Below are 25696 nucleotides of genomic sequence, written 5' to 3'. Positions count from 1 at the left end.
GCCCAGCCCGCTAATTGCCGCGCATGATATCGCCGATCGGGCCGAGGACCGAGCCTTCGCCCTGGCCGGAACCGGTGCGCGGCACGTTCGCCAGGATGCGGCCAGCGAGGCGCGAGAACGGCATGGACTGGAGCCAGACTTTCCCCGGGCCGCGCAGACGCGCAAAGAACACGCCTTCGCCGCCGAAGATCATCGACTTGATGTTGCCGGCCCGCTCGATCTCGAAGTCGACGCCTGGCGTGTAGGCGACCACGCAGCCGGTATCGACATGCAGTTCCTCGCCTGGCGCCAGTTCGCGCTCGATCAGCGTGCCGCCGGCGTGCACAAAGCACCAGCCTGTGCCCTGCAGACGCTGCATGATGAAGCCTTCACCGCCAAACAGGCCGGTCATGATGCGCTTCTGCAGCGCGATGCCGATCGATACGCCCTTGGCGGCAGCCAGGAAACTGTCCTTCTGGCAGATCAGCTCGCCGCCCATATCCGGCAGGTGAACCGGGATGATGGTGCCCGGAAACGGCGCGGCGAAGGCGACATGCGCCTTGCCCTGCCCCTGGTGCGTGAAGACGGTCATGAACAGGCTCTCGCCGGTCAGAAGCCGCTTGCCGGCTCCGGCCAGAGCACCCCAGACGCCCGACTGCTTCGACGAACCGTCGCCGAACACGGCGTCCATGCCGATACTGGGCGACTTGTACATCATCGCACCGGCTTCCGAGACGACGCTCTCGCCCGGATCCAGTTCGATCTCGACATACTGGATGTCGCCGCCGCCGATCTTGTAGTCGATCACGTCCGTCTGGCTCATGCACAATCCCCTTCGCATATATGATGAGGGGACAGCCTAGGACGCCGGACCGGGCGGGCAAGCGGTATTGTGCCGCGGCCCTTCCCGGGACGCGGCGTCTTGCTGGTCAGACCCAGGAACGGATCAGATGGTCTGGATGTCGGCGCCGTCGACGGCTTCGCGGATGCGGTGGGCCAGATGCACGGGTACATCGCCGCAGCTCTTGCGGAAGCTCTCATTCTTGTCGAGACGGGAGATATCATCCGGCAGACGGGCTGCGTCGACACTCATCGAGCCCGACAGGATCAGGATCGGCGTGTCGCCGGCATGGCTCTGCGTGGTTTCCAGCGTATCGCGGGGATGGATGGAATCCGGCAGGCGCAGATCGAGCAGGACGAGGTCGTAGTCATTGCGGCCGAGCAGGCGTTTGGCATCCCGCAGCGTGCGGGCAACCTCGAAAGCGATGTCCAGGTCACCGGCTTCGCAGACAGCGTGCTGGACCAGCATCGCATCCGCGAAATCGTCCTCGACGTGCAGCACCTTGAGTGCGCGGTTCGCCATCATTTCCTCCCTCATCCGCCAGATTAGCCCGGTTGCCTTACCGAACTGTTTATGACGCCCCTTTTTGTCGTCAGAATCCGTCCGGCAACTTCACGCTGTGACGCAGTGCTGCGGCGATTACCGTGTTTCGCAGCAGCATGGCAATCGTCATCGGTCCGATACCGCCGGGAACCGGCGTAATCCAGCCCGCATGTTTCACGATCTCGTCAAATGCCGCATCGCCGACCAGGCGGGTCTTGCCCTCGCCGCGTTCGGGCGCCGGGATACGGTTGATCCCGACATCCAGCACGCAGGCGCCCGGCTTGATCCAGTCACCCTTGACCATTTCAGGACGGCCCACGGCCGGCACCACGATATCGGCGGTACGGACCAGCGCAGGCAGATCTTTCGTGCGCGAGTGCGCGATGGTGACAGTGGCATTTTTTTCCAGGAAGAGCAGGGCGGTCGGCTTGCCGACCAGGATCGAACGGCCGATCACCACCACCGACTTGCCCGTCACATCGCCCATCGCCCGTTCGGCCAGCAGCACACAGCCCGACGGCGTACACGGACGCAGGCCCGGCTTGCCGAGCACGAGACGGCCGGCCGATGCTTCGGTCAGCCCGTCGACATCCTTGTCCGGATGGATGGCGCCGATGACGCGGTTGGCGTCGATATGATCGGGCAACGGCATCTGGACGAGAATGCCGTCCACACCGTCATCGGCGTTGAGGCCCGCCACGATCTCCAGCACCTCGGCCTCGCTCGTCTCCGCCGGCTTTCGGATCTCGATCGAGCGCATGCCCGCCGCTTCCGTGCGCAGACCCTTGTTGCGGACATAGACGTCGCTGGCCGGATCGTCGCCGACCAGCACCACGGCGAGGCAGGGTACGCGTCCCAGGGATTTGGCCAGCCCGGCCGCAGCCTCGGCGGCCCGGGCGTCGATTTCAGCCGCAACGGCCTTGCCGTCGATCAGTTCAGCGCTCATCGCTTGGGCCCTCCAGCAGGCTCCGGATACGCGCCAGCGCCGGGCCCTCGGCCTCGATGCGGACGGTCTTCAGTCGGGATGTGGCGCCGCGTATAACATCCAGATCGCGTTTGGGAAGACCCAGATGCTTCGCCAGAAGCGCAATCAGCGCGGTGTTCGCCTTGCCCTTCTCCGGCACAGCGCGCACGCGCACCGCGAGGTGCCGGCTGCCATCGGCGCTGTCCTGCCAGCCTTCAACCGCGTCCGCCGAAGCGTTGGGCGTCAGGCGGACATGCAGGACAAGCCCGGTCGCGTCGCTCTGCAGGCCGCTCATCTAGAAGATGCGCATCAGCTCCCCGAGCACATAGCCCTGCACGAAGCCGATCAGCAACAGAAGGACGATGGGCGAGAAGTCCATCCCGCCGAGCGGCGGCAGGATGCGCCGGATCGGCGACAGGAGCGGTTCGGTGATCGCCGAAGTTACGCGCCAGATCGTCGAGACAAACTGATTGTGCGCATTCACCACATTGAAGCTGATCAGCCAGCTCAGGATCACGCTGACAAGAACAACGATCCACAACAGGTTCAGCAACGGGTGGATGATGTAGACAATGAGGCCGTCAATCGGGGACATGGGCGGGTTTTCCTCGGCATTCGCTCGCTTTCCCTGCTTCTAGCCCGGCCCGGCAGGGAAGGTCCAGAAGCGCGTGCGCTCGCCGGCAGACATCCCGCGACAGCCGGACGGCTCCGGCCTGTTGGGCCCTTCTGCGACAGACGCGTTGACGTATCCGCAATCCGGTGACACATAAACCGCTCCCAAACCTGCTGCGCCTTGCGTTTGCGGGAAGGTGACGGGGCCGTAGCTCAGTTGGGAGAGCGCGTCGTTCGCAATGACGAGGTCAGGGGTTCGATTCCCCTCGGCTCCACCATTTCTTCGATCTCACGGCGGTCCGCTTCGCGGACGCCTCCGATTGGGGCGGCCTGACCGGCCGACGCGCGGTCGCGCTTGCGAACCCTGCGGGTTCGATCTTGGTCCGTCCAGCCCCCCAAGCGAAAAGCCCTGCTGTCCGCATCGCCACGCCGTCGCCTGCAACAGGCACCCTCCGTCCTACCAAGCGGTAATTTGATTTAGGCGCTCCGGCTCTCTACGCCTTTTAATGATGTCCTGAGGGGAGCTGACATGCGGTTTCTGGTTTGCCTTGCAGTGCTTGTCCTGGCGGCACCGTCCGCCCAGGCCCAGCCCGCACCCACGCCGATCGATGCGGAGACCCGCAATGCCGCGATCGCGGATGTGGGCGATCTCATCGCCGAAAACTATTACGACGCAGGCCGTGGCGCCGCCATTGCCGAGGAACTGGCCGCCTTTGCCCGCTCTCCGCAAGCCGCCGGCCTCGATACCGGCCAGGAGCTGGCAACGGCGCTGGTCGAATTCCTGCGCGAGCGGGACCGGCATTTCAATACGGCCTGGCGCGGTCCTGAATTCATTGCCCAAGTCCAGGCGCAATGGGATGCGGAAGAAGCCGCCGGCGGCGAGGAAGAGGACAGTATCGAGCGCTGGGCCGAATACCGGCCGCAGAATTACGGCTTCAACGATGTACGCGTGCTGGAAGGCAATATCGGCTATATGGCCGTCACCACCTTCAACCCGCTGATCGCATCGCAATCGAAGGCGGATGCGGCCCTGTCCTTCCTGGCCGATACCGATGCCGTCATCATCGATCTGCGCGGCAATCGCGGCGGCGAGCCGGAACTGGTGAACTATCTGCTGAGCCATTTCACGGCGGCTGGCGAGCGCGTTCACTACAATACGGTCCTGCAGCGCAATGTAGACGCCGAAGACCTCTACACGATCGCCGATCATCCGATGGGTCATCGCCCGGACGTTCCGCTCTACGTGCTGGTCTCAAGCGAGAGTTTCTCGGCCGCCGAAGCGCTGGCCTATCACCTTCAGGCCATGGGCCGCGCAACGGTGGTCGGCGAGGTCACCGGGGGCGGTGCCAATGCCGGACGGATATTCCTCGCGCCTGCCGGGCTGCTCGTCTTCATTCCGGACACGACCGGCCGCAGCCCGTTTACCGGCGCAAACTGGGACCGTACCGGCGTGCGGCCCGATATCGAGGTTGCGGCGGAAGACGCCCTGGAGCGGGCCCGGGTCGAGGCCCTGACCCGGCAGGTCTCCGGCGTGGAAATCGAGGGCCCGGAAGCCATGCAGTCGGCCTATCAGCTGGCACTGGCCCAGGCCGAGGCCGGCCGCTGGGTTCCAACCCCGGCCGAGCTGGAGGCCTGCACCGGGCAGTATAATGGCGGCCGTGTCTGGCTGGAGGACGGACAGCTGCGCTATCAGGGCAGCAATAACGTGCTCGCACTCACACCCTTCGCGCCGGGCGTCTTCCATTTCCCGGACAATGATACGGTGCAGGTCCATTTCCCCGGCTATCGCAGCGGCCGGGCCAGCGCCATGCGGCAGGCCTATCCCAGCGGAGACTTCTTCGACCGCGAACGCATCGACTGAACCGGTCCGGCGCGCTTGGGACAACCGGCGCGCCGCCGTCTCCATCCTCAATGAAAATCCCGGCTCTTCGGGATCACGCGGACATTCCGGGGATGGCGGCCGCGGGGGTCGCGGCTGACGGGGCGGGCGACCTCGTCGGTCGGGGCCAGGGCACGGTCCAGGGCGCGGCGCTGGGCATCCTCGGACAGGCGATAGAGATCGTCGGTGCAGTCGACGAGCTCCTCGGCAACGATGTGGGTGACATTGTCGGCGCTTTGCACCCGTCCGCGCACCGCCAGGATGCGTGCCCCCATGACGACAGGACGATAGATATCGAAAACGCGTGGCCAGACGACGAGATTGGCAATACCGCTCTCGTCCTCGAGGGTGATGAAGACCACGCCGCTGGCCGTGCCGGGCCGCTGACGCACCAGCACCACGCCGCCGGTCTTCACCCAGCTGCCATTGGGCCGCGCATTGGCCGAGCGGGTCGGCACAAGCCCCATGCCCGCATAGCGCTCGCGCAGGAAGCGCATGGGATGGGCTTTCAGGGACAGGCCGGTGGTCTGATAGTCCTGCAACACATGCTCCGACAGCGGCATGGCGGGCAGGGCGACCCGGTCCTCATGGCCGAAACTGTCCGTGTCGGCCCGGTCGAACAGGGGCAGGCCGGTATCCTTCGCCCCGCCGCGCACCGCCCACAGGGCCTGGCGGCGATCCAGCCCGGCCGAGCGGAAGGCATCGGCAGCCGCCAGGCGCTCCATGGCCCCCCGGTCCAGTCCCGCCCGGCGCCGCAAGGCGGCCGGGTCGGCATAGCCGGCGCCCCGCATCTCCACCAGCCGCACCGCATCGGCCTCGCGCATCCCGTCAATCGTCCGCAGACCCAGACGCAGGGCGAACGCGCCGGTCTCGGCCGGTTCCAGCGTGCAGTCCCAGCCGGAGTGATTGATATCGGGAGCCCGCACCTCGACCCCGTGCTCGCGGGCATCGCGCACGATCTGGGCGGGGGCGTAGAATCCCATGGGCTGGGAATTCAGCAATGCAGCCGCAAAAACCTCCGGGTGATGGCATTTCAGCCAGGAGGAGACATAGACCAGAAGCGCGAAACTGGCCGCATGGCTTTCCGGGAAACCATAATCGCCGAACCCTTTCACCTGATCGAAACAGCGCCGCGCAAAGTCCTCGGAATAGCCGCGCGCGGTCATCCCCTCGACCATCTTGGCCTCGTAATTCGCGATCGTCCCCAGCTTGCGGAAGGTCGCCATCGCCCGGCGCAGCCCGTTCGCCTCGTCAGGCGTGAATTTGGCGGCATCGATGGCGATCTGCATCGCCTGTTCCTGGAAGAGCGGCACGCCCAGCGTGCGCCGGAGGATCTGCTCCAGCTCGTCCGGCGGCCCATGCTCCGGGTCGGGGCTGGGAAAGACCACCTTCTCCTCGCCCTTGCGGCGGCGCAGATAGGGATGAACCATGTCGCCCTGGATCGGGCCCGGCCGCACGATCGCCACCTCGATCACCAGATCATAGAAATTGCGCGGTCTGAGCCGCGGCAGCATCGACATCTGCGCGCGGCTTTCCACCTGGAAAACGCCCAGGCTGTCGGCGCGGCACAACATGTCATAGACGGCCTCGTCGCCCGGCGGCAGGGCGGCCATGGTCCAGTCCTCGCCCTTGTAGAGCGACAGCATGTCGAAGGCGCGGCGGATGCAGGACAGCATGCCCAGGGCCAGCACATCCACCTTCATGATGCCCAGCGCGTCGATATCGTCCTTGTCCCATTCGATGAAGGTGCGCTCGTCCATGGCGGCATTGCCGATCGGCACGGTCTCCACCAGCGGCCCCTGGGTGAGCACGAAACCGCCGACATGCTGGGAGAGGTGGCGCGGAAAGCCGATCAGCTCGCCGGCCAGACGCAGGGCGAGACGCACCCCCGGATTGTCCGGATCCAGCCCGGCCTTGCGGATATGCTCGCCATCCACCTTGCGGCCCCAGCTGCCCCAGACGGTGCCGGCCATCGCCGTGGCGACATCCTCGGACAGGCCCATCGCCTTGCACACCTCGCGCAGGGCCGAGCGGGGACGGTAGCAGATCACCGTCGCCGTCAGCGCTGCCCGCTCGCGCCCATAGCGGCGATAGACATACTGGATCACCTCCTCGCGCCGCTCATGCTCGAAATCAACGTCGATATCCGGCGGCTCCTTGCGTTCCTTCGACAGGAAGCGGGCAAAGAGGAGGCTGGAGCGGGCCGGGTCGACCTCGGTGATCCCGAGACAGAAACAGACCGCGGAATTGGCCGCCGAACCCCGCCCCTGGCACAGAATGCCCTGGGCGCGGGCCCAGGCGACAATGTCGTGCACGGTGAGAAAATAGGCCGGGTAGTCCAGATCCTCGATCAGCTCGAGTTCCCGCGAAACCAGCCGGGCGACCTTGTCGGGGATGCCCTCCGGATAGCGCGTGTGGGCACCGGCCCAGGTGAGGGCGACCAGGTGTTCCTGCGGCGTGCGGCCGGGCGGCACGGGCTCGTCGGGATAGACATAGGACAGCTCGTCCAGCGAGAAGCGGCAGCGCGCGGCGATCTCGCGGGTGCGCGCCAGGGCCGGGGCGAACCCGGTGAACAGGCGCGCCATTTCCTCCGGTGGTTTGAGATGGCGTTCGGCATTGGCGTTGAGCCGGAAACCGGCCGTCTCCATCGAGCAGCCCTCGCGGATACAGGTCAGCACATCCTGCAGCGGACGCCGCGCCGGCGTGTGGTAGAGCACGTCCTGGCTGGCAATCAGTGGCACACCGGTGCGGCCGGACAAGGCCTCCAGCGCCCCCAGACGGGCCCGGTCGCCACCGGTCATGCGGTGCACAGCCGCCAGATAGAGCCGGTCGCCCCACAGACCGGCCAGCCGGACCAGAAGCGGTTCGAAATCCGGCCCCGGCACATCCGGCGGCACAGCGATGAAGATCTGCCCTTCGGCATGCTCGATAATGTCCTCGACGGTGATATGGCACTCGCCCTTGGGCACCTCGCCCACCACGTCTCCCGTCTTGCCCTGCGACAGCAGGCGGGAGAGGCGGCCATAGGCGGCCCGGTCGGTGGGATAACAAACCAGGTCCGGCCCGTCGGACGGACGCAGCCGCGCGCCCACCAGCAGGCGCATCCCCTGTTCCTTCGCGGCCAGATGCGCCCGCACCACGCCGGCCAGCGTGTTGATGTCGCAGACGCCCAGCGCGTCCAGTCCCAGCGCGCGCGCCGTCGCCACCAGTTCCTCGGCATGAGAGGCGCCGCGCAGGAAGGAGAAGTTCGTCAGGCAGAGCAGTTCGGCATAACCGGTCATCGCCGCCGCCTCACGCAAACAGGCCGTGGATGAACCAGGCCGGCGGCCCGCCGCGGCCATCGCCATAGAGCCCCTCGCGGAAGATCCAGTAGCGGCGCCCCTCCTCGTCCTCGACCCGGTAATAGTCGCGCGCGCGGCGTCCGCCCGGACCGGACGCGCCCGCCCGCCACCATTCCGGTGCGATCCGTTCCGGCCCGTCGGCGCGGCGTACCCGGTGCACGATGCGGCGCCAGACGAAACGCATGGGCGGACCGTCGGGGATTTCCGCGATCACCTGCAAGCTCTCCGGCCGTTCGAACAGACGCAGCGGGCGCGGGGCGGGGCCGGGCGGTGTGGCGGACTGCCAGTCGGGCAATTCACCGTCATAGACGGCCAGCGCCTCGCCGCGCTCGGGCAGATGGCTTTCCACCGGCTGCAGGATTTTCACCACGCGATCGCCCAGCCGGGCGGTGATCCGGTCGGCCAGCACGGCCAGACCGGCCGCGTCCGGACCGTCGCCGGCCAGAACCGCATCCAGCGGCCGGGCCTGCGGCGTGACCGGGCCCGTGCGGGCAGCCTCCAGCTCCATCAATTCCACACCGAAGCCGGGATCGAGCCCGTCCAGCCGGTCGCGGAACAGGGTGAGCAGGTGGGCCGGATCGTGTACCGGGCGTGCGGCACCGGCGGTCACGGCGGCGACGCTCTGATCGCTGCGGAAAATCGCCAGCCGGAAACGCCGGGCCCCTTCGCCATGCGCCTCGAGCCGTTCGCACAGGGCCGGGGCCAGGCGCTCCAGCCCCGCCCGTATCCCGTCCGGATGCAGCAGCGGTTCCGGACAGGGCAGGCGCACGGAATGATCCGGCGGCGCACGCAGCGGATCCAGCGGCTCCGGCCGCAGCCCCAGCGCCTGGTCCAGCCGTGTCAGCACGGCATCGGCTGCACTGACAGAATGGAAGCGCCGCGCCAGCGCCTTGCGGTCGATGCCGTAGAGCTGACCGATGCGCGTCAGGCCGAAACGGCGCAGGAGGGTGAGGCTGGCATCGGACAGGCGCAGCCCCGCCATGGGCATATCCGCCAGCCCCGGCTTCAGCCCGGCCTCGTCCACACGCCGCCCAGACCGGCCGCCAGACGCTTCATGCGCCAGCGCCCAGGCCGCGCCCGGGGTGGGCGCCAGACCCAGCCGGACCGACAGGCCCGCCCGTTTCAGCCGGACCTCCATATGATCCAGCATGGCATCTTCCCCGCCGAACAGGTGCGCCCCGCCCGTCATGTCGATCAGGATGCTGTCGCCCCCCGCCACGGCGATCGCAGGCGACCAGCACTCCATCCACAGGGCCAGTTTTTCCAGCGCCTGGGCATCGGCAGCCCGGTCGACTGGTTCGGCCGCCAGCTCGGGCGCCCGGGTGCGGGCATCGGCAAAACGCAGGCCCGGCTCGATGGCACAGGCGCGTGCGGCATCATTGGCCGCGACCACACGCAGGCCGTTCCGTCCGGCCTCGGTCAGGACGAAGGGGGCATCCCCGGCCGCGTCATCCGGCGTCGCGCCAGACGCCAGCGAGCCCGGCACCGATCCGGCGCGGCTGCGGCGCAGCCGGTCGAGCGGCCAGTCGGGAAACCAGACGCAGACATGGCGTCGCATCATCATACTCCAGGTCGAAGACCCGTCCCGCCTTGCCCGGCTGCAGGCGGGACTTTTCCAGGATGGCGCGCCAGGCCGGCCGCCCCGGGGCGCGCGCATCGTGTTGGTGCGGAGCGGATGGCCGGGCCGAGACCCGCCAGCGCCCCTGGGCGGCCGTTGCCCCCGACCGCGCATGGGGAAAGACCAGAACCAGCGGCGTCCGGCTGGCCTCGCAGGCCAGACCCAGCCGCCGCGAAGCCGTGAAATCCATATCGTCCAGCTCGGCGATCACGGCTGCAAGGCCGGATGCCCTGCAGGCCTCCTCAGCGGCCTGCAGGGCCTCCATCCGGCCCTTTGCCTCGACCAGGAGCATACGCCCCGGATCGATCCCGAACCCGGCCAGGCCCCGCCCGCTGAGCCGCCCGTGCTCGCGCGACAGCGCCGCCTGGCGGATCCAGACAAGCCCGCCGGTACGGCCCGTATCGCGGATCGCCGCCAAGGCCAGCCCGGTCAGCGCCGGGAAATCCCCGAACCCGGCCTCGGCCAGCTCGTGCACACCCGCTTCGCCCAGCCCGTAGGGAAAGGGCAGATCATGCCCCGCCACGGGGGCCAGGATATCCGGCTTCAGGCTCATTGTTCTGTTTTTGTTCCAACACCGGAAAGAGTCAAGGGCCCTGAAGTTGCAACAGGAACGCTTCCTTTACCGCCGCCTGCTAGGACAGGGGCATGACACGCACGCGCTCTCTTCTGACCTGCGGCCTTGTGGCCGTCCTGCTGGCCTCGGCAACCGGTCCGGCCCTTGCCGCCGGAGGCGGTGGTGGTGGTGGCGGAGGCGGAGGCGGTGGCAGCCATGCACCGGCCCAGGGCGAGGAAACGCGCCGGCGGATGATCACGCCGTCACAGACCTATATGCCCCTGCCGCCGCTGACAGCGACCGTGCAGGCCAATCACCGCGCCCGCGGCCTGCTGCAGATCGAGGCCGGTCTGGAGATCGACGATCCGGAGTTGCGCCGCCGCGCCGAGCGCTACCTGCCGCGCCTGCGCAATGCCTGGGTTTCGGGTCTGAGCGCCTATACCGGCATGAGCTATCGTTTCGGCGACGTGCCGGATGCCGACCGCATCGCGCAGATTCTGCAGGAAGCGACCGATATCACTCTTGGCCAGGAAGGCGCCGAAGTGCTGATCGGCATGGTGATCATCCACGCCGATTGACGGCTGATACTCAGGCGATCGCGTCCATGAAGGATGCCAGATCGACATCCTTCTGCGTCACGCCATCGGCGTCATGCGTCGCCAGGGTCACGTCCACCTTGTTGTAGACATTGAACCATTCGGGGTGGTGATCGACCTTGTCGGCCTTCACCGCGACCCGGCTCATGAAGCCCCAGGCGGCGTTGAAGTCCTCGAACTCATAGACCTTGCGGATGGCGTCGCGCCCTTCGACGGCAGACCAGCCATTCAGGCGGGCCAGCGCGGCTTGTGCTCCGATACGCTCCATCTGCAATCTCCCGTTCTGCTTGCTGGTCTATTCCGCGGCCGGCAGGGCCATCGGCTCGATGCCCAGGGCCCGGAACAGGTCAAAATCCTCGCTCTCGCCCGGATTGGGCGTGGTCAGCAATTCCTCGCCGACGAAGATCGAATTGGCTCCCGCCAGGAAGCACAGCGCCTGCAATTCCTGGCTCATGCCCTCGCGGCCGGCCGACAGGCGCACCATGGATTTCGGCATCAGGATGCGCGCCGTGGCGATGGTGCGCACAAACTCGATCCCGTCCAGCGGCTTTGAATCGCCCAGCGGCGTATTGGCCACGCCCACCAGATGGTTGATCGGCACGCTTTCCGGATGCGGGTCCATCGAGGCGAGCTCGGTCAACAGGCCGATACGGGCGCTCTCGTCCTCGCCCATGCCGACAATCCCGCCGGTGCACACATGGATGCCCGCACCGCGCACGCGCGACAGCGTGTCGAGACGGTCCTGATAGGCGCGCGTCGAGATCACCCGGCCATAATCTTCCGGCGCGGTGTCCAGATTGTGATTGTAATAATCCAGCCCCGCATCGCGCAGACGCTCGGCCTGACCGTCGGCGAGCATGCCCAGCGTCACACAGGTCTCCATGCCCAGCGCCTTCACGCCGGTGATCATGTCGCAGACCTTCTCCTCGTCGCGCGGCTTCAGCTCGCGCCAGGCCGCGCCCATGCAGAAGCGTGTCGCCCCGCCATCCTTTGCCTTCTTCGCCGCGTCGAGCACCTCGTCCAGCGGCATCAGCTTGGAGGCTTTCAGCCCGGTGTCGAAGTGGGCGGACTGGTTGCAATAGCCGCAATCCTCGGCACAGCCGCCGGTCTTGATGGAAAGCAGCTGGCTGGTCTGGACCTGGTTGGCCGGATGGCACTTTCTGTGCACAGACTGGGCGGCGAAGATGAGATCGCCGAACGGTGCGCGATAGATCCGGGCTGCGTCTTCACGCGTCCAGTCCATGCGGGGCTGTGCCAGAAGGTCGATATCGCTGAGCAGTGTGGTCATGAAAGGTCAGTCCCGGAAAATGACAAGGGAACCTAGAAACAGTGGCGCGCCGCGTCCAGACATGACACTGCGCTGGGCAGCGCGGATCGTGCTGGTGGTGGCGATTGCGGTCATCACCGACCTTGCCTTGCAACCGGCTCCGGACCTGCCCGGCAGCCTGCTCGGTTCCGACAAGATCGAACATGCCGCCGCCTTTCTGGCGCTGACAATCGTGTCCCGCCTGGCCTGGCCGCGGCTGTCAGGCTGGTTGATCGCGCTGCTCCTGCTGGCCTATGGCTTCGGCATCGAGGCCGCGCAGGAGGCTCTGAACGCGGGCCGCGTTGCCTCTCTGGCCGACCTGATTGCCGATGCGGTCGGCATCCTGGCAGGCTTTGCCCTGATCCGCCTGTTCAACGGGCTTCGCCGCTGGGACCACACGGCTTCCTGACCGGCAAAAAGAAAAGGCCCCGCCGGAGCGGGGCCTGATCCTGTTTCACCAAAGACCTGGCAATCAGGCGTTCGGCTTGCTGTCTTCGCCGCTGCCATCAGGCGATACGGCGGTGATGGTGTCGTCCGGGGTCTCGGTCGTGCCCCAGTCATCGCCGGCCCAGTTGGGCGGCAGCTCGCCGGTCTTGTCGAAGCGCTTGGTCATGGAGACCACCACGCCAGACAGCATGAGCAAGGCCACCACGTTCGGCAGCAGCATCCAGGAGTTCGCCACATCGCCGAAACGCCACAGCCCGTCGACGTTCAGGATCAGCGTGCCGACGAAGGCGACCGCCACCCAGACATAGCGGAACGGTTTGGCCGCCCAGTCGCCGAGCACATAGGTCAGCGAGGTCTCGGCATAGTAGGACCAGCCGATAATGGTGGTGAAGGCGAACAGGGCCTGCGCAGCCAGGATCACCCAGGCGCCGCCGAACATGCCGTTCGAGAAGGCTGCCGTGGTGATGGCCGAGGCTTCCAGCGAGGTCGCCTGCCAGGCATAGGCCGCCGTCGTACCGTCATCATTGGGATAGGCACCCTCGACGACCAGGATAACCAGCGCCGTCATGGTGCAGATGACCAGCGTGTCGATGAACACGCCCAGCATGGCGATCTCGCCCTGCTTGACCGGGTTCTTGGTCTGCGCCGCCGCGTGGGCGATCGGGGCGGAACCCTGACCGGCCTCGTTGGAGAACAGGCCGCGTGCGACACCGGCCCGCACCGCCGCGAGCACGCCATAGCCGGCGAGACCGCCGGCGGCCTGGCCTAAGCCGAAGGCCTGGCCGAAGATCTGGCCGAAAGCGCCCGGGATATGGTCGATATGGGTGATCAGCACGAAGAGGGCACACAGTACGTAGGCCACCGCCATCACCGGCACGACCTTGCCGGCCAGATTACCGATCGACTTGATGCCGCCGATGATGACCAGGAAAACCAGCGCAGCCAGCACGACACCGACCATCCAGTTCTGCAGCTCGAAGCCGAGCGAAGTACCCGCCTCCAGCGCCGACTGGGTGACCGAGTTTGCCTGGATCATGCCGCCGGTCGCAAAGGCCGACAGGACGGTACCGATGCAGAACAGGACGGCGAGCCAGCCCCAGTTCTTTCCGAGACCGTTCTTGATGTAATACATCGGCCCGCCGTGGAACTGGCCGTCCGGGTGACGCTCGCGGAAACGCACGGCGAGGCTGGATTCGGCGTAGGCCGCAGCCATGCCGAACAGGGCCGTGACCCACATCCAGAAGATGGCACCGGGACCGCCCAGCGTGATGGCGGTTGCAACACCGGCAAGATTGCCGGTACCGACCTGACCGGACAGCGCCGTCGACAGCGCGTTCCAGGGCGTGATCTCGCCCTCACCCGTCGATTTGCGGCCGCTCCACAGCTCGCCGAAAGCCGGGAAAACCCGCAGCAGCGGACGGAAGCCCAGCCGCAGCATGAAGAAAAGGCCCGTGCCCAGAAGGGCGATGGTGATAATGCCGACAGGCAGGATGCGCGTATCGCCCCAGGTCCCGCCCCACAGGAAGTCACTGAAAGTGGTGACCCCGTCGAAAAATGCGTCCATGTCTCTCCCCCGAAACCGGTTTGCGCCACCTTAGGGACTGCGACCGGTTTTGGGGAGGTGCTTTGTGCAAAAGGTCCGCGGTACCCGGACGATCAGGGGGCGGGAGACGTGCTTTCAGCACGCACTTCAATGGCGAAGACACCCCAGACCCAGTCGTCGTCGGGCATGCCGTTGAGCGCCTGATCCTGCGCGCGGGGCCAGACAATCATGGCCGGACCGAAACCGCCCAGCGGGATCGGATCGCCGTCCATGCGGATCGCCAGGATCACTTCATGCACATCCAGCGTCATGCGGGCGAGGGATCGCTGGTATCCGTCCAGCGCCGTGACGACGATCTCCTCCTCGCGCGGCCGGATCAGATCCATCACATCACGCAGCAGGGGGCCCGAGAAATGCCGCATTGGCCCGCCTGCAGGAAAATCCGTATCGATCCGGTGCTGTTCGAGCGCCGCCAGCTGGGGCCAGCTCAGCTCGGCGGCGGCTTCAAAGACAAGGCCGTACTGGGCAAAAAGCGGCTCGACATCCGGGTCCATGGCGGCCCGTGTCGGCTCGGCTTCGATCGCACCGAAAACGGTGATGACCGGCAGATCGCCACCGGTTCGCGATTCGGGGCCGCAGGCGGCCAGCAACAGAAAGGCCGCAAGACCGGCGATCGTCTTTTTCATGGTGTGTCCCCAGAGCCTTGGAGCATTTTAGGCCGATCACGGGGAATTGAGCCAGCGAATACTAGTGGAATGTGCCGCAGAGAGTGACGACGCGGCCGCCGGTGCTGATCTTGAAACGCGCGATGCCGGCGCCGGTTACCGTGTTGACGCCGCCCAGATCGAGCTGCGCAACACCCCGCTTCTGCAACTCGCCAATAGCGCGCCACAGCACCAGATTGTGCGCACCCGTCGCGTGGCTGTCCGGGTCGTTCCAGCCAATGTGATAGGTCGCCGCACAGCCGTGAATGAGGAAGAGCATACCCGAAGACTTGTGGCGTCCCTCATCGGCGCGCATGACAAGCAGGCTGTTGCGGTCACCCTTGGCTTCGACAAAGGCGGGGACCAGTGCCGCCGGGGTCGAGCGATACCCGCGGCTGGCGCGTTGCCCTTCCTCGGTCTCCAGCAGCCAGCGATACTGCGCCAGCTTGGTGCCGTTCTGCTGCACGACGAGGTCCGATTTTTCAGCCGCATTCAAACGGTTGCGCCATTTTCGATCGAGACCGGCGCGCAAGGCTTCCAAGTCCTGCGTGAGATCCAGCATGACCGTCGAATACCCGGTCATTACCCGGCTGCGGCCGGCCATGCCCTCGAATGTTTCAGTATCGGGCGAGACCAGGGTGAGACGCGGCCAGCCAAGTCCCAGGCCCTTGCGCAGGGTCCGGATTGCGGCAGCCTTGCCGGCCGGATCGACATCTTCCAGCCAGACCGGGCCGCGCGTGCACAGGGCCATCTGCACGACACCGCCGATCCGGCGGGTCGTGAATTGCGCCAGTCCCACCAGCGTATTGCCGTCGAGAATCCCGACCCGTCGCACGGCACCGCCCAGGGCCGTCACCGCCTCGCCATAGCTCCAGTCCTGCTGCAGCGCAGCCGGACGGCTCATCAGGGCGATGTCCCAGGTGATCCGGTTGATGTCGGGGTCGAGTCGCATAGGCAAAGCGTTAGGGAATCACGGTTAACAGGAACTGATCCGAACTGCCCGCGGGAGACTGACCGTGTTTTCCAGAAAAGCCCAGAGCGTGATGGGACACCGCATCACCGAGCCGCGCCCGACCCTGATGGCGGTCTGGCTGGTCTTTCTTTATGTCGGCGTCCCGCTGCTCGTGATCACCGGCCTGCTCGACCTGGCCATGCAGGTTTTCTTCGGCGTATGCACCGGGCTGTGGTGCCTGGCCTGAGACGGCCCGCGCGCTGAAGCCGCCAGCCTATCCGGCCGGCGTTCCCGGTCCCCGCAGGCTCAGCGCCACGCGGGCCAGCCCGGCCAGCATTGCCAGGATCACGGCGGCCATCGACAACGTGTTGGCGATCTCCAGGGGAGCGAAAAGCCAGGACAGCGTGTGCACCAGGCCGCCAACCACAAGGGCAAGGCCGAAGAAGCGACGCGCCGCCGCCAGGCCCGGCCGCGGATCGGGCTGCGCCTCTGCGCCAGGCTCGCGCTTTCCGACCGCATTGCCGAACACAACCAGGACCGCCCCGATCAACGCCTGCACGAGGCGCCGGTCCATATCCTCGCCGATCCAGCCCTGACGAGCGGCAAAGGCAAAAAGGATGGCGGCCAGGATGAGGCCGCCGGCGAGGGCCAGCGAGCCCCTGATGGAACGGGTGATCATGATTTTTCCTCCTGCGGGGATGCGGCGCCGCTGCCCAGGCCGAACACGCCGGCAAAACCCAGAAGGGCTTCTTCCAGGACGGAGACATTCAGGTGATAGATCACCGAGGTGCCGTCCTTCTGCGTCGTGACGAGCCCGGCCTGCCGGAGCACGGCAAAATGCGCGGACATGGTGGGTTTGGATACCGGAAAGGCCTCGGCCAGACGGCCCGCACTCATCGGGCCGGCCTTGAGCCGCTGCAGCACTTCGCGGCGTGTCGGATCAGCCAGGGCTTTGAAGACATCGTTCATATTTAGATAATTAGCCAATTATCTAAATAGAGTCAAATCGGGGCCTGCGACCCTGTCAGGCGAGGCTGCCATCCTCGATATCGCTATCACCGTCCACGTCGTCGGAGGAGCGGCGCCCGCCCAGATCGTCACCATCGGTATCGTCACGACGGCGGCGGCCGTCCTGGTGCTGGGCATAGCCGGTCAGTCCGACACCCCAGTCCTTGTCGATCCCGTCGACACCGCGGTTGCGGAAGCGCATTTTCGGTCCCGGACGAACCAGCCAAGCATAGACCCACAGGGCGGCCAGAGCGCTGATCGCGATCAGCCCGGCTGCGAAACCGGCGCCCAGCTGGCCCTGAGGCTGCAGGAAGATACCGAAGAACCAGGCGAGGAATACGAAGACCGGCGCAGCAACAAGGATTGCAAAAAAGCGGCGGATTGGATGAGTGCGCATGTCGACCTCCCTTCGGTCCATCGCGGACCCGGCTTCAACCCTGCGCCGCAATCATGCCGGAAAAGGGGCAGCCGCCGGGGGACTGGCCCCCGCCACATCCCGCCTCAGGCGCTTTCGCGATGATAGGTCAGCGCCAGGAAGACGTCTTCCAGATCGGCTTCCTCGGTGCGCAGATCGTCGATCCGGGCACCGGAAGCGCGGAATTTCTCGATCATCTCGGCGACCGACTGTTCGCCATAGCGATAGGTGATGGCCAGCGAACCGTCCTCGCGGATTTCCGCATCATATCCTGCCAACTCGGGCGGCACGGCCGTCAGGGGATCGACCGGATCGATCACCAGCGTCTTGGAATCCATGCGCTTGAGCAGGGTTTCCTTGGGCTCGCAGGCGATCACCTCGCCCTGGTCGATAATGGCGATCTCGTCGCACAGCTCCTGGGCTTCTTCCAGATAGTGCGTGGTGAGAACGATCGTCGTGCCGCGTGCATGCAGTTCGCGCACATAGGCCCAGAGCTGGCGGCGCAGTTCGATATCCACACCCGCCGTCGGCTCGTCGAGCACCAGGACCGGCGGCGTATGGACCATCGCCTTCGCCACCAGCAGGCGCCGTTTCATGCCGCCGGACAATTGCCGCACATAGGCATCGCGCTTGTCGGACAGGCCGACCGCCTCGAGCAATTCGTCCGTCCGCCGCTCTTCCTTCGGCACGCCGTAGAAGCCGGCCATCAGCTCCAGCGTCTCATGGGGCGTGAAGAAGACGTCCATATTGATTTCCTGCGGCACCACACCGATCGCGGCGCGCGCAGCGCGGCTGTCGCGATCGATATCGATACCCCAGGTCTTCGCCGTGCCCGACGTCTTGTTCACCAGGCCGGCAAAGATATTGATGAAGGTCGACTTGCCGGCACCATTGGGGCCCAGGAGGCCGAAGATCGAGCCCCGGCGCACTTTCAGGTCGACGCCTTTCAGCGCTTCCTTCGGCGGAGCATTCTTGGACCCTGCATAGGTCTTGCGCAGATCGGTGGCCTCAAGGGCGTATTCGGGCATGGAAGAACTGTCGGACATGTCGCCTCGGAATTGACGGGACGGGGTCAAGCGCCATAACTAGGCGTCATACCTAGGGATCGTCCCGCTGTCTGTCCATGAGGGCTTTTCAATGGCCGACGCCAGCAACGCCTTTCCGCCGCCGGAAGTCATCGTCACCGAAGACCATCGCATTGCCTGCGACGGGGGCGGCGGTGCGCTCGGCCATCCGAAAATCTATCTGGAAATGGGCGAGGACGACTTTGTCGAGTGCGGATATTGCGACCGCCGCTTCGTGAAGAAGGGTTCGGCGCAGGATCCGGCCGCCTGACCGGGCGGAAATAGCCCGCAAGGGCCGCAAGACGCCGATCACACAAGACGACTGGGGAGGCGTCTTTGGGTCAAACCGCCAGCCAGCGTATCGGGCTGATCACCGGCCTCGTGCTGGCGGTCCTCCTGCAATTCATTCCGGTTCCGGACGGGCTTTCGCGTGAAGCCTGGCTGCTGGCCTCGCTCGCCCTGCTGATGGCAAGCTGGTGGGCGAGCGAAGCCATCCCGATTGCCGCCACGGCCCTCATCCCCATCGCCATTTTCCCGCTCTTGGGCATCACCTCCACCGGCGCGGCGACCGCCCCCTATGCCAGCCCGATCGTCATGCTGCTGCTCGGCGGCTTCATCATCGCCCTGTCGATCGAACGCTGGAATCTGCACACAAGGATCGCGCTCAATGTCGTCGCCCGTTTCGGCGGACAGCCGGCGGCGCTGATCGCCGGCTTCATGCTGGCCTCGGCCCTCCTGTCGATGTGGATCTCCAATACGGCCACGACGCTGATGATGATCCCCATCGCCCTGCGCGTGGCGGCCGAAGTGGAACGCGAAGGCGTGACCACGAAATACTTCGCCCCGGCCCTCGCGCTGGGCATCGCCTACGCAGCGTCTATCGGCGGCATGGCGACCCCGGTCGGAACGCCGACCAATCTGATCGGGCTGGGCTTCCTGCAGAACGAGTTCGGCCGCACGCTGGATTTCGCCAGCTGGATGGGTGTCGGCCTGCCCGTTGTCGCGCTGATCATTCCCGCCGCCTGGTTCGTGCTGACGCGCTGGGCCTTCTCCCTCAAGGGCGAACGCGCCAGCGGCGCGGCGCACGATCTGGTGATGGAGGAGCTGGGCAAGCTGGGCCGCATGACAATGCCGGAACTGCGCGTCGCCGCCCTGTTCGGCACCGTCGCCATCCTGTGGATGGGCGCCACCCTGCCCAGCTTCCTGATCTCGTGGATACCCGGAATTCCCGCCGGCGAGTGGAACTGGGGCTGGAATCCCCTGCTCGGCTGGATCGGCGATACGCTGGGCCTGCCCGTCGATATCCGCCTGGGTAATACCCAGATCGCCGTGATGGGCGCGCTGGCGGCCTTTCTCATCCCGTCCGGCTGCCGCACCGAAGGCCGCGGCACGGCCCTGATGGCCTGGGAAGACACGGCCCGCCTGCCCTGGAATGTCATCATCCTGTTCGGCGGCGGACTATCCCTGGCGGCCGCTCTCACGGCCACCGGCCTAGCCGACTGGCTGGGCGGGCAGATGCATTTCCTCACCGATCTGCCCACCCCGCTGCTGATCCTGGTGATCGTCGCCGTGATCGTCTTCCTGACCGAACTCACCTCGAATGTCGCCACGGTGACCGGCTTCATGCCCGTGCTGGGCATTATCGCGGTGGAAGCCGGCGTGCCCGCCGAACAGCTCATCGCCCCGGTCGCCATCGCCGGTTCGGCCGCCTTCATGCTGCCCGTCGCCACAGCGCCCAACGCCATCGTCTATGCGTCAGGCGCGGTCACCCAGGGCCAGATGATCAAGGCCGGTTTCCGGCTCAACCTGCTCGCCGTGCTGGCGATCGCCGGCGTCGGCTCGGTCGCGGCAATGCTGGGCTTCGGGGGTTAAAGGCTGTCGGGCAGGCTGCGGCTGCCGTGCACGATGCGTTCGATACGCACTTCTCCGGGACGAAGACGATACAGGATCAGATAGCGGCCGTGCACAATCGAGCGCGCACCGTCTGCCACGTCCGGTCGGGCTGTCCCCGCTTCCGGGAATTCCGGGATATCAAGGCATCGGTCGATGATTTCATCGACAAAGCTTTCCGCCCGGCCCGGGTTATCGATGGCGATATAGTCCAGGATTTCGCCCATATCCGCCTCGGCGGCAGGTGCGATGACAACAATCACGACGACTTCGAGCGGGCGGCGATCTCCCGGATTCGCGCTTTCAGGTTGGCGCGCACCTCCTCGGCCGGGATGCCCGGTCCGCTTTCCATGCCGATCCGCACGGCCTCGCGCAGCTCCTCGAGCTCGGTAAGGTAGCGCGCCTCGCTCTCCTCCACCATGCGAAGGCCATGGCGCAGCACCTCGCTCTTCGAATTGAAGCGGCCGGAGGCGACGAGGTCCTCGATCATCTTTTCATAGCGTTCGCCGAGAGAGTAGGAGCTGGGCATGGCGGTCTCGTCGTGACTGGATAATTATTATCATAGCACACGCACCGCCCTGTGCGCAGACATCCCCACCGCACTCCACCGATGACCTCTTGGCCGCACCGCGTTAACCTCGCGGCGATCCAAGCGAGAGAGAGCCCCATGGCCATCAAGAAGCCCCTCGACGAGACCTCCCACCTCTACCTGATCGACGGGTCGGGCTATATCTTCCGCGCCTATCACGCCCTGCCGCCGCTCACCCGGTCGGACGGCACGCCGGTGGGTGCGGTGCAGGGCTTCTGCAACATGCTCTGGAAGCTGCTGGAGGATCTCAAGGGCGAGGATGCGCCCTCGCACCTCGCCGTGATCTTCGACCACTCCGGCAAGTCCTTCCGCAACGATATCTACGACCAGTACAAGGCCCACCGCCCGCCGGCGCCGGAAGACCTGGTGCCGCAATTCTCCATCATCCGCGACGCCACGCGCGCCTTCGGCACGCCCTGTATCGAGCTGGAGAATTACGAGGCCGACGACATCATCGCCACCTATGCCCGCATGGCCGAGGCGAAGGGCGCCAAGGTGACCATCGTCTCCTCCGACAAGGATCTGATGCAGCTGGTCTCTGACAGGATCGACATGTTCGACGCGATGAAGAACAAGCGCATCGAAGCGGAACAGGTGATCGAGAAATTCGGCGTCGGGCCGGACAGGGTGATCGACATCCAGTCGCTCGCCGGCGACAGCGTGGACAACGTCCCCGGCGTCCCGGGCATCGGCGTGAAGACCGCCGCCCTCTTGATCAATGAATACGGCGATCTCGATACGCTGCTGGCGCGCGCCGAAGAGATCAAGCAGAAGGGACGGCGCGAAAAACTCCTCGCCCATGCCGAGGATGCGCGTATCTCCCGCCAGCTGGTCACGCTGAAGACCGACACGCCCGTCACCGACGAAATGGACGAATTCGGCATCACCGATCCGGATGCGGAAACCTTGGTCAAATTCCTGAAAGAAATGGAATTTCGCACTTTCACGCGCAAGGTCGAGGAGGCCCTGGGCGGACCGGTCGCCGACGAGACGGGCGATGCCACCGCACCCATTGACCGCGACAGCTATGAGTGCGTCACCACGATGCAGCAGCTGGAAAGCTGGATCGAGAAGGCCCGCACGGCTGGCGTGATCGCTGTCGATACCGAGACCGACGCGCTCTCGGCCACCGCCTCCGGCCTGGTCGGCATCTGCCTCGCCACCGCGCCGGGCGAGGCCTGCTACATCCCGCTCGCCCATGTCGACCCGGAGGGCTCCGGCGACATGTTCGATACGGGCGAAAGGCCCGACCAGATCCCGATGGACGACGCCATCGCGGCCCTCAAACCCCTGCTGGAAGATCCGGCCGTGCTGAAGGTCGGGCAGAATTTCAAATACGATCTCTCCGTCCTCGCCCGCTACGGCATCGATGTCGCGCCCTATGACGACACGATGCTGATCTCCTACGTCATGGAGGCGGGTCTGCACGGGCATGGCATGGACGAGCTGGCCGAGCTCCACCTGGGCCATCAATGCATCGCCTTCAAGGAGATCTGCGGCACCGGCAAGAACCAGATCAGTTTCGACAAGGTGCCGCTGGACAAGGCCACGCAATACGCCGCCGAGGATGCCGACGTCACCCTGCGCCTGTGGGAAATCCTCAAGCCGGCCATGGTCTCCAAGAAGAAGGCGACGGTCTACGAGACGCTGGAACGGCCGATGGCCAAGGTGCTCTCGGACATGGAGCGGGTGGGCGTGAAGGTGGATCCGGACCAGCTGCGCCAATTGTCCTCCGACTTCGCCCAGAAAATGGCCGCCGCCGAGGCCGCGGCGCACGAGGCGGCGGGGCGCGACTTCAACGTCGCCTCGCCCAAGCAGATCGGCGAGATCCTGTTCGGCGAGATGGGCCTGCCCGGCGGCAAGAAGACCAAGACCGGCGCCTGGTCGACCGACGTTACCGTGCTCGACCAGCTGGCCGCAGAAGGCCATGACCTGCCCGTCGCGCTGCTGGAATACCGGCAATACGCCAAGCTGAAGTCGACCTATTCGGACGCGCTCTTCGACCACATCAATCCGAAGACAAAACGCATTCACGGCTCTTTCTCGCTGGCCGCCACCACGACCGGCCGGCTCTCTTCCACCGAGCCGAACCTGCAGAATATCCCGATCCGCACCGAGGCCGGCCGCAAGATCCGCGAGGTCTTCATCCCCGAGCCCGGCCATGTGCTGGTCGCCGCCGACTATTCCCAGATCGAGCTGCGGCTTCTGGCCCATATCGCCGGCGTCGAGAGCCTGAAACAGGCCTTCCGGGACGGCCAGGATATCCACGCCATGACCGCCTCGGAAGTCTTCGGCGTACCGGTCGAGGGGATGGACCCGATGGTGCGCCGCAAGGCCAAGGCGATCAATTTCGGCGTCATCTACGGCATTTCCGCCTTCGGCCTGGCCAACCAGATCGATGTCTCCCGCGAGGAGGCGAAGAATTTCATCGACGCCTATTTCGAGAAGTTCCCGGGCATTGCCGACTATATGGAGCGGATGAAGACCGAGGCGAAGGATACCGGCTATGTCGAGACCGTCTTCGGCCGCCGCTGCCACTTCCCGGGCATTCGCGACAAGAATCCCAACATGCGCATGTTCGCCGAACGCCAGGCCATCAACGCCCCGATCCAGGGCAGTGCCGCCGACGTCATCCGCCGCGCCATGATCCGCATGGACGACGCCCTCCGCGCCGCCAATCTCGACGCCCGCATGCTCCTCCAGGTCCACGACGAACTCGTCTTCGAAGTCCCCGAAGACCAGGCCGACCGCCTGATCGACCTGGCGTCAAAAGTAATGGGCGAGGCCTGCGCGCCGGCGGTTGAGCTCAGCGTGCCGCTGGATGTCGACGCGAAGGCCGGAAAGAGCTGGGCCGAGGCGCATTAAGGAGCGATTGGCGCATAGCACTCAAGTGTCTCCGGCGGCGGCCTGAGCGTCATGGGAAACCAGGACTGATTTCGATCACCGCTCTCGATACGCTCGGCTTCCTGTTGCCACACTTGGCGCCTCAAGCGGCATAGCTCATCCGCTTCATTATCTCCGCGCCAGCTTGAGATCCAGCACGCATCAGACAAGGCTCGCCATGCCCGGTGTGCGGCTTCAGAGTCCTGAAGCGCACTTGGAGACGGCGAAACTTCCGCACTTGCCGCGTAGGCATCGACAATCTGCCGAACGTCATCGCACCGACCCAAGGTGTCGTGCAGATGCACCGTTCTGTTCAGGTCCAGAGCCGTGTAGCCAACGGAAGTATGCCAGCGCATCGGTTCGACCGACGATGCCAGAACCAACGGATAGGACAGATCTGCAAGGTGGCCTGCGTCGCGCACCTCTCCATCGCGTTCAAGCGCGTTCAGGGCTCTCTGAATCCTGGCTGATGTCAGCGACCAGCCTTGCACACCCTCTTCGTCAAGCTCGGCAAGAAGCGTATCCGCACGCGCAATGTCGCGATCCGCGAGAAGTCGTTCGACCAGCTCTATCCGGGTCCCGTCGCGATAGCGTTCTTCCAGCGGATACAGATCACGGGGCCACCCGCCAGTCGCCTCACCATTCGCTGCCACCACCTCGTCCACGGTGAGGACCCAACCATCGGCAATGGCCCGTTCCAGATAAAGCCGCTCGTTCAACTCCAGCGCTTCGAGGCCCTCTCGCCAGACCTCAAGCGCCGCTTCAAGGCCATGCGCATCGTAAGTCATGAGGACTGCGCGCTCCCAGTCCAGCTCGGTGAAAGAACCACCATAGAAGCTCACCTGATTGGGCAACCGGGCCGCATCCAGCATGCGCGCAGCCGCGGGCTCCGGCCGGCCAATAGCCGCATAGGCATATGCCAACGCCCTGCGCGTATCCATGAAAGCACCCGGATGGGCTGGCGGATAGAATTCCGTGGCGCGCAGCCAAACCAGATCGTCCCACGCGTCCTGGTAACCGCCAAGCCGCTGGTAGTACGGCACATGGCCCGCTCCGGCGGCATGATGGTTCGCTACGAAGCTTCCGAATGCATTCCGCGGAAGCCAACCAGCGTCCCTGAGCCCGCGTCCCAAGCCTCGGTCCATTTCGGACGGCGGCACCGCCAAAAACGCGGCCACGACGATCGCCATCGCAACGACAAACCAGATCCACAGACGCATGCGCCTCTCCTCACCCCAAGATTGAACCAGCTTCGGTGGCATTCAAAGAGGGAAATCTGCCCCGGGAGTCCTGCCCGCTTTGCTGGAAACCGAGGCATCCGGCGCGCCTACTAAAGGCACCGGCGTCCTGACCCCCATTTGACATTTTCCATGCCACCCGCTCTCGCGGGCGAAGTGCCTGGACCTACGGGAAACACATCGCTTGAAACGATCTTCGGTCGGTCCCGGATCTGCAGCCTGCCTGCGCAGGCTTTCGTCCGGGAGAAGTAGGAGCGTTGGCGGTACAACATCCACCGTCACCCTGACGAAAGTCAGGGCCCAGTTCATAGAGCGCGGTGGCCGCGGGATCGCACTTATCCCGCACTTCGCCACCGCCCGTTCTGAGCCCAGTTAGCCGAAATTCCGCTTTACGAACTGGGTCCTGACTTTCGTCAGGATGACGGTTTGTGGGGGCGGTTTGGGAGATTTATCCCCACCCTCCCAGATGCGCGTATGCTCGTCAGTGGTTTCCGGGATGGGAGGCATGAGCTCAGTCCCTTGTGCCCGGGAGCGTGCGGAGCTCGTCCGCGCCTGGTGGGTGACAGCATCAGGCTCCGGCGTGGCCATCTGCGGGGACACCGGCAAAAAGCTCGACCGGCCCGTGCCTGCAGGTTTCGAGACGGTCCCGCAAGGGATCCGGGTAAATCTCCGCGTGCGGGATGCCTCGGGCATCACCACCAAAGCTTCAAATCCGGACACGATGTCCGCCG

The 25696-nt window shown here is 65.6% G+C and carries 28 protein-coding genes and 1 tRNA gene; 9 read left to right on the top strand and 20 right to left on the bottom strand.

Features of this window, described 5'->3' with window-relative positions:
* Positions 1–10 precede the first annotated feature (10 nt).
* The 5 genes from ABJO18_RS01955 to ABJO18_RS01935 all read right to left on the bottom strand — a co-directional run bounded on the left by ABJO18_RS01955 (position 11) and on the right by ABJO18_RS01935 (position 2922).
* A complete protein-coding gene (locus tag ABJO18_RS01955) occupies positions 11–802 on the bottom strand; it encodes a TIGR00266 family protein (protein WP_348515706.1) in 792 nt (263 codons plus the stop codon).
* A 123-nt stretch (positions 803–925) separates the two neighbouring features.
* Entirely contained in the window at positions 926–1342 is a 417-nt protein-coding gene (locus tag ABJO18_RS01950) for a response regulator (RefSeq protein WP_348508053.1), read from the bottom strand.
* A 70-nt stretch (positions 1343–1412) separates the two neighbouring features.
* The gene (gene folD, locus ABJO18_RS01945; RefSeq protein ID WP_348508054.1) at positions 1413–2309 is read right to left on the bottom strand and encodes a bifunctional methylenetetrahydrofolate dehydrogenase/methenyltetrahydrofolate cyclohydrolase FolD; all 897 of its coding nucleotides are present in this window, start codon (positions 2307–2309) and stop codon (positions 1413–1415) included.
* The gene (locus tag ABJO18_RS01940) at positions 2299–2622 is read right to left on the bottom strand and encodes a DUF167 family protein (protein WP_348508055.1); all 324 of its coding nucleotides are present in this window, start codon (positions 2620–2622) and stop codon (positions 2299–2301) included. The genes folD and ABJO18_RS01940 overlap by 11 nt, the downstream gene beginning before the upstream one ends.
* Positions 2623–2922 carry a YggT family protein gene (locus tag ABJO18_RS01935; protein WP_271187448.1) on the bottom strand — a complete coding sequence of 100 codons (300 nt, stop codon included), beginning with the start codon at positions 2920–2922 and terminating at the stop codon, positions 2623–2625.
* Between the two features lie 219 nt (positions 2923–3141).
* On the opposite strand from ABJO18_RS01935, the gene ABJO18_RS01930 reads away from it, so the two are divergent.
* Both ABJO18_RS01930 and ABJO18_RS01925 read left to right on the top strand, forming a co-directional pair.
* Positions 3142–3217: transfer RNA gene (locus ABJO18_RS01930), tRNA-Ala, on the top strand.
* A 251-nt stretch (positions 3218–3468) separates the two neighbouring features.
* Positions 3469–4800, top strand: coding sequence for a S41 family peptidase (locus ABJO18_RS01925; RefSeq protein ID WP_348508056.1), 1332 nt, complete (start codon positions 3469–3471; stop codon positions 4798–4800).
* Between the two features lie 47 nt (positions 4801–4847).
* On the opposite strand, the gene ABJO18_RS01920 is transcribed toward ABJO18_RS01925, so the two are convergent.
* Genes ABJO18_RS01920 through ABJO18_RS01910 form a run of 3 tightly spaced genes read right to left on the bottom strand, consistent with a single transcriptional unit; the run spans position 4848 to position 10330 of the window.
* Positions 4848–8099, bottom strand: coding sequence for an error-prone DNA polymerase (locus ABJO18_RS01920; RefSeq protein ID WP_348508057.1), 3252 nt, complete (start codon positions 8097–8099; stop codon positions 4848–4850).
* A gap of 10 nt (positions 8100–8109) precedes the next feature.
* Positions 8110–9717: a DNA polymerase Y family protein gene (locus tag ABJO18_RS01915; protein WP_348508058.1), complete on the bottom strand. Its 1608-nt coding sequence runs from the start codon at positions 9715–9717 to the stop codon at positions 8110–8112.
* Positions 9608–10330 (bottom strand): hypothetical protein, encoded by a 723-nt coding sequence (locus tag ABJO18_RS01910; RefSeq protein WP_348508059.1) that lies wholly within the window; start codon positions 10328–10330, stop codon positions 9608–9610. The genes ABJO18_RS01915 and ABJO18_RS01910 overlap by 110 nt, the downstream gene beginning before the upstream one ends.
* A gap of 92 nt (positions 10331–10422) precedes the next feature.
* On the opposite strand from ABJO18_RS01910, the gene ABJO18_RS01905 reads away from it, so the two are divergent.
* Positions 10423–10908 carry a hypothetical protein gene (locus tag ABJO18_RS01905; protein WP_348508060.1) on the top strand — a complete coding sequence of 162 codons (486 nt, stop codon included), beginning with the start codon at positions 10423–10425 and terminating at the stop codon, positions 10906–10908.
* A 10-nt stretch (positions 10909–10918) separates the two neighbouring features.
* On the opposite strand, the gene ABJO18_RS01900 is transcribed toward ABJO18_RS01905, so the two are convergent.
* Both ABJO18_RS01900 and bioB read right to left on the bottom strand, forming a co-directional pair.
* Complete coding sequence (locus ABJO18_RS01900; RefSeq protein ID WP_348508061.1) at positions 10919–11194, bottom strand: 4a-hydroxytetrahydrobiopterin dehydratase; 276 nt, start codon at positions 11192–11194, stop codon at positions 10919–10921.
* Positions 11195–11221: 27 nt separating this feature from the next.
* On the bottom strand, positions 11222–12214 hold the full coding sequence (gene bioB, locus ABJO18_RS01895; RefSeq protein WP_348508062.1) for a biotin synthase BioB: 993 nt from the start codon (positions 12212–12214) through the stop codon (positions 11222–11224).
* Between the two features lie 61 nt (positions 12215–12275).
* Between bioB and ABJO18_RS01890 the strand changes: the two genes are divergently transcribed.
* Positions 12276–12641 (top strand): VanZ family protein, encoded by a 366-nt coding sequence (locus ABJO18_RS01890; RefSeq protein ID WP_348508063.1) that lies wholly within the window; start codon positions 12276–12278, stop codon positions 12639–12641.
* Between the two features lie 63 nt (positions 12642–12704).
* On the opposite strand, the gene ABJO18_RS01885 is transcribed toward ABJO18_RS01890, so the two are convergent.
* The 3 genes from ABJO18_RS01885 to ABJO18_RS01875 form a co-directional block, all read right to left on the bottom strand.
* Positions 12705–14243: an alanine/glycine:cation symporter family protein gene (locus ABJO18_RS01885; RefSeq protein WP_348508064.1), complete on the bottom strand. Its 1539-nt coding sequence runs from the start codon at positions 14241–14243 to the stop codon at positions 12705–12707.
* A 92-nt stretch (positions 14244–14335) separates the two neighbouring features.
* Positions 14336–14908 carry a hypothetical protein gene (locus ABJO18_RS01880; protein WP_348508065.1) on the bottom strand — a complete coding sequence of 191 codons (573 nt, stop codon included), beginning with the start codon at positions 14906–14908 and terminating at the stop codon, positions 14336–14338.
* A gap of 61 nt (positions 14909–14969) precedes the next feature.
* Positions 14970–15878 carry a GNAT family N-acetyltransferase gene (locus ABJO18_RS01875; RefSeq protein WP_348508066.1) on the bottom strand — a complete coding sequence of 303 codons (909 nt, stop codon included), beginning with the start codon at positions 15876–15878 and terminating at the stop codon, positions 14970–14972.
* A 64-nt stretch (positions 15879–15942) separates the two neighbouring features.
* On the opposite strand from ABJO18_RS01875, the gene ABJO18_RS01870 reads away from it, so the two are divergent.
* Positions 15943–16125 (top strand): hypothetical protein, encoded by a 183-nt coding sequence (locus ABJO18_RS01870; protein WP_348508067.1) that lies wholly within the window; start codon positions 15943–15945, stop codon positions 16123–16125.
* Between the two features lie 27 nt (positions 16126–16152).
* On the opposite strand, the gene ABJO18_RS01865 is transcribed toward ABJO18_RS01870, so the two are convergent.
* From ABJO18_RS01865 to ABJO18_RS01850, 4 genes are all read right to left on the bottom strand, one after another.
* Complete coding sequence (locus tag ABJO18_RS01865; RefSeq protein WP_348508068.1) at positions 16153–16557, bottom strand: hypothetical protein; 405 nt, start codon at positions 16555–16557, stop codon at positions 16153–16155.
* On the bottom strand, positions 16554–16847 hold the full coding sequence (locus ABJO18_RS01860; RefSeq protein WP_348508069.1) for an autorepressor SdpR family transcription factor: 294 nt from the start codon (positions 16845–16847) through the stop codon (positions 16554–16556). Before ABJO18_RS01860 ends, ABJO18_RS01865 begins: the two co-directional genes overlap by 4 nt.
* Positions 16848–16902: 55 nt before the next feature.
* Positions 16903–17283: a hypothetical protein gene (locus ABJO18_RS01855; RefSeq protein ID WP_348508070.1), complete on the bottom strand. Its 381-nt coding sequence runs from the start codon at positions 17281–17283 to the stop codon at positions 16903–16905.
* Positions 17284–17387: 104 nt separating this feature from the next.
* Positions 17388–18347, bottom strand: a complete 960-nt coding sequence (locus tag ABJO18_RS01850; protein WP_348508071.1) for an ABC transporter ATP-binding protein — start codon at positions 18345–18347, stop codon at positions 17388–17390.
* 91 nt (positions 18348–18438) lie between these two features.
* On the opposite strand from ABJO18_RS01850, the gene ABJO18_RS01845 reads away from it, so the two are divergent.
* Both ABJO18_RS01845 and ABJO18_RS01840 read left to right on the top strand, forming a co-directional pair.
* The gene (locus ABJO18_RS01845) at positions 18439–18636 is read left to right on the top strand and encodes a zinc-finger domain-containing protein (protein WP_348508072.1); all 198 of its coding nucleotides are present in this window, start codon (positions 18439–18441) and stop codon (positions 18634–18636) included.
* Between the two features lie 65 nt (positions 18637–18701).
* Complete coding sequence (locus tag ABJO18_RS01840; protein ID WP_348508073.1) at positions 18702–20237, top strand: SLC13 family permease; 1536 nt, start codon at positions 18702–18704, stop codon at positions 20235–20237.
* On the opposite strand, the gene ABJO18_RS01835 is transcribed toward ABJO18_RS01840, so the two are convergent.
* The gene (locus ABJO18_RS01835; protein ID WP_348508074.1) at positions 20234–20518 is read right to left on the bottom strand and encodes a type II toxin-antitoxin system RelE/ParE family toxin; all 285 of its coding nucleotides are present in this window, start codon (positions 20516–20518) and stop codon (positions 20234–20236) included. The genes ABJO18_RS01840 and ABJO18_RS01835 overlap by 4 nt on opposite strands.
* Positions 20515–20784: a type II toxin-antitoxin system ParD family antitoxin gene (locus tag ABJO18_RS01830; protein ID WP_348508075.1), complete on the bottom strand. Its 270-nt coding sequence runs from the start codon at positions 20782–20784 to the stop codon at positions 20515–20517. The genes ABJO18_RS01835 and ABJO18_RS01830 overlap by 4 nt, the downstream gene beginning before the upstream one ends.
* 138 nt (positions 20785–20922) lie before the next feature.
* Here ABJO18_RS01830 and polA point away from each other — a divergent pair, with 138 nt between their 5' ends.
* Positions 20923–23709, top strand: coding sequence for a DNA polymerase I (polA, locus tag ABJO18_RS01825; RefSeq protein ID WP_348515705.1), 2787 nt, complete (start codon positions 20923–20925; stop codon positions 23707–23709).
* Here polA and ABJO18_RS01820 read toward each other — a convergent pair.
* Positions 23706–24947, bottom strand: a complete 1242-nt coding sequence (locus ABJO18_RS01820; protein WP_348509190.1) for a hypothetical protein — start codon at positions 24945–24947, stop codon at positions 23706–23708. The two genes, polA and ABJO18_RS01820, sit on opposite strands and share 4 nt — an antisense overlap.
* A 523-nt stretch (positions 24948–25470) precedes the next feature.
* Here ABJO18_RS01820 and ABJO18_RS01815 point away from each other — a divergent pair.
* Positions 25471–25696: hypothetical protein (locus ABJO18_RS01815; RefSeq protein ID WP_348515704.1), on the top strand; the 226-nt coding region annotated here is incomplete at its 3' end.

It is taken from the genome of Maricaulis sp. (assembly GCF_039978735.1).
In the GTDB taxonomy this organism is placed as follows: Bacteria; Pseudomonadota; Alphaproteobacteria; order Caulobacterales; family Maricaulaceae; genus Maricaulis.
This window is presented reverse-complemented; position numbering and strand designations above follow the sequence as displayed.

Coding starts and splice junctions, on each gene's coding strand:
- ABJO18_RS01935 (WP_271187448.1), bottom strand. CDS start 2,922: ATGTCCCCGATTGACGGCCTCATTGTCTACATCATCCACCCGTTGCTG.
- ABJO18_RS01950 (WP_348508053.1), bottom strand. CDS start 1,342: ATGGCGAACCGCGCACTCAAGGTGCTGCACGTCGAGGACGATTTCGCG.
- ABJO18_RS01845 (WP_348508072.1), top strand. CDS start 18,439: ATGGCCGACGCCAGCAACGCCTTTCCGCCGCCGGAAGTCATCGTCACC.
- ABJO18_RS01820 (WP_348509190.1), bottom strand. CDS start 24,947: ATGCGTCTGTGGATCTGGTTTGTCGTTGCGATGGCGATCGTCGTGGCC.
- ABJO18_RS01860 (WP_348508069.1), bottom strand. CDS start 16,847: ATGAACGATGTCTTCAAAGCCCTGGCTGATCCGACACGCCGCGAAGTG.
- ABJO18_RS01925 (WP_348508056.1), top strand. CDS start 3,469: ATGCGGTTTCTGGTTTGCCTTGCAGTGCTTGTCCTGGCGGCACCGTCC.
- ABJO18_RS01915 (WP_348508058.1), bottom strand. CDS start 9,717: ATGCGACGCCATGTCTGCGTCTGGTTTCCCGACTGGCCGCTCGACCGG.
- bioB (WP_348508062.1), bottom strand. CDS start 12,214: ATGACCACACTGCTCAGCGATATCGACCTTCTGGCACAGCCCCGCATG.
- ABJO18_RS01855 (WP_348508070.1), bottom strand. CDS start 17,283: ATGCGCACTCATCCAATCCGCCGCTTTTTTGCAATCCTTGTTGCTGCG.
- ABJO18_RS01900 (WP_348508061.1), bottom strand. CDS start 11,194: ATGGAGCGTATCGGAGCACAAGCCGCGCTGGCCCGCCTGAATGGCTGG.
- ABJO18_RS01940 (WP_348508055.1), bottom strand. CDS start 2,622: ATGAGCGGCCTGCAGAGCGACGCGACCGGGCTTGTCCTGCATGTCCGC.
- ABJO18_RS01955 (WP_348515706.1), bottom strand. CDS start 802: ATGAGCCAGACGGACGTGATCGACTACAAGATCGGCGGCGGCGACATC.
- ABJO18_RS01890 (WP_348508063.1), top strand. CDS start 12,276: ATGACACTGCGCTGGGCAGCGCGGATCGTGCTGGTGGTGGCGATTGCG.
- ABJO18_RS01865 (WP_348508068.1), bottom strand. CDS start 16,557: ATGATCACCCGTTCCATCAGGGGCTCGCTGGCCCTCGCCGGCGGCCTC.
- ABJO18_RS01880 (WP_348508065.1), bottom strand. CDS start 14,908: ATGAAAAAGACGATCGCCGGTCTTGCGGCCTTTCTGTTGCTGGCCGCC.
- folD (WP_348508054.1), bottom strand. CDS start 2,309: ATGAGCGCTGAACTGATCGACGGCAAGGCCGTTGCGGCTGAAATCGAC.
- ABJO18_RS01910 (WP_348508059.1), bottom strand. CDS start 10,330: ATGAGCCTGAAGCCGGATATCCTGGCCCCCGTGGCGGGGCATGATCTG.
- ABJO18_RS01920 (WP_348508057.1), bottom strand. CDS start 8,099: ATGACCGGTTATGCCGAACTGCTCTGCCTGACGAACTTCTCCTTCCTG.
- ABJO18_RS01830 (WP_348508075.1), bottom strand. CDS start 20,784: ATGCCCAGCTCCTACTCTCTCGGCGAACGCTATGAAAAGATGATCGAG.
- ABJO18_RS01885 (WP_348508064.1), bottom strand. CDS start 14,243: ATGGACGCATTTTTCGACGGGGTCACCACTTTCAGTGACTTCCTGTGG.
- ABJO18_RS01850 (WP_348508071.1), bottom strand. CDS start 18,347: ATGTCCGACAGTTCTTCCATGCCCGAATACGCCCTTGAGGCCACCGAT.
- polA (WP_348515705.1), top strand. CDS start 20,923: ATGGCCATCAAGAAGCCCCTCGACGAGACCTCCCACCTCTACCTGATC.
- ABJO18_RS01905 (WP_348508060.1), top strand. CDS start 10,423: ATGACACGCACGCGCTCTCTTCTGACCTGCGGCCTTGTGGCCGTCCTG.
- ABJO18_RS01875 (WP_348508066.1), bottom strand. CDS start 15,878: ATGCGACTCGACCCCGACATCAACCGGATCACCTGGGACATCGCCCTG.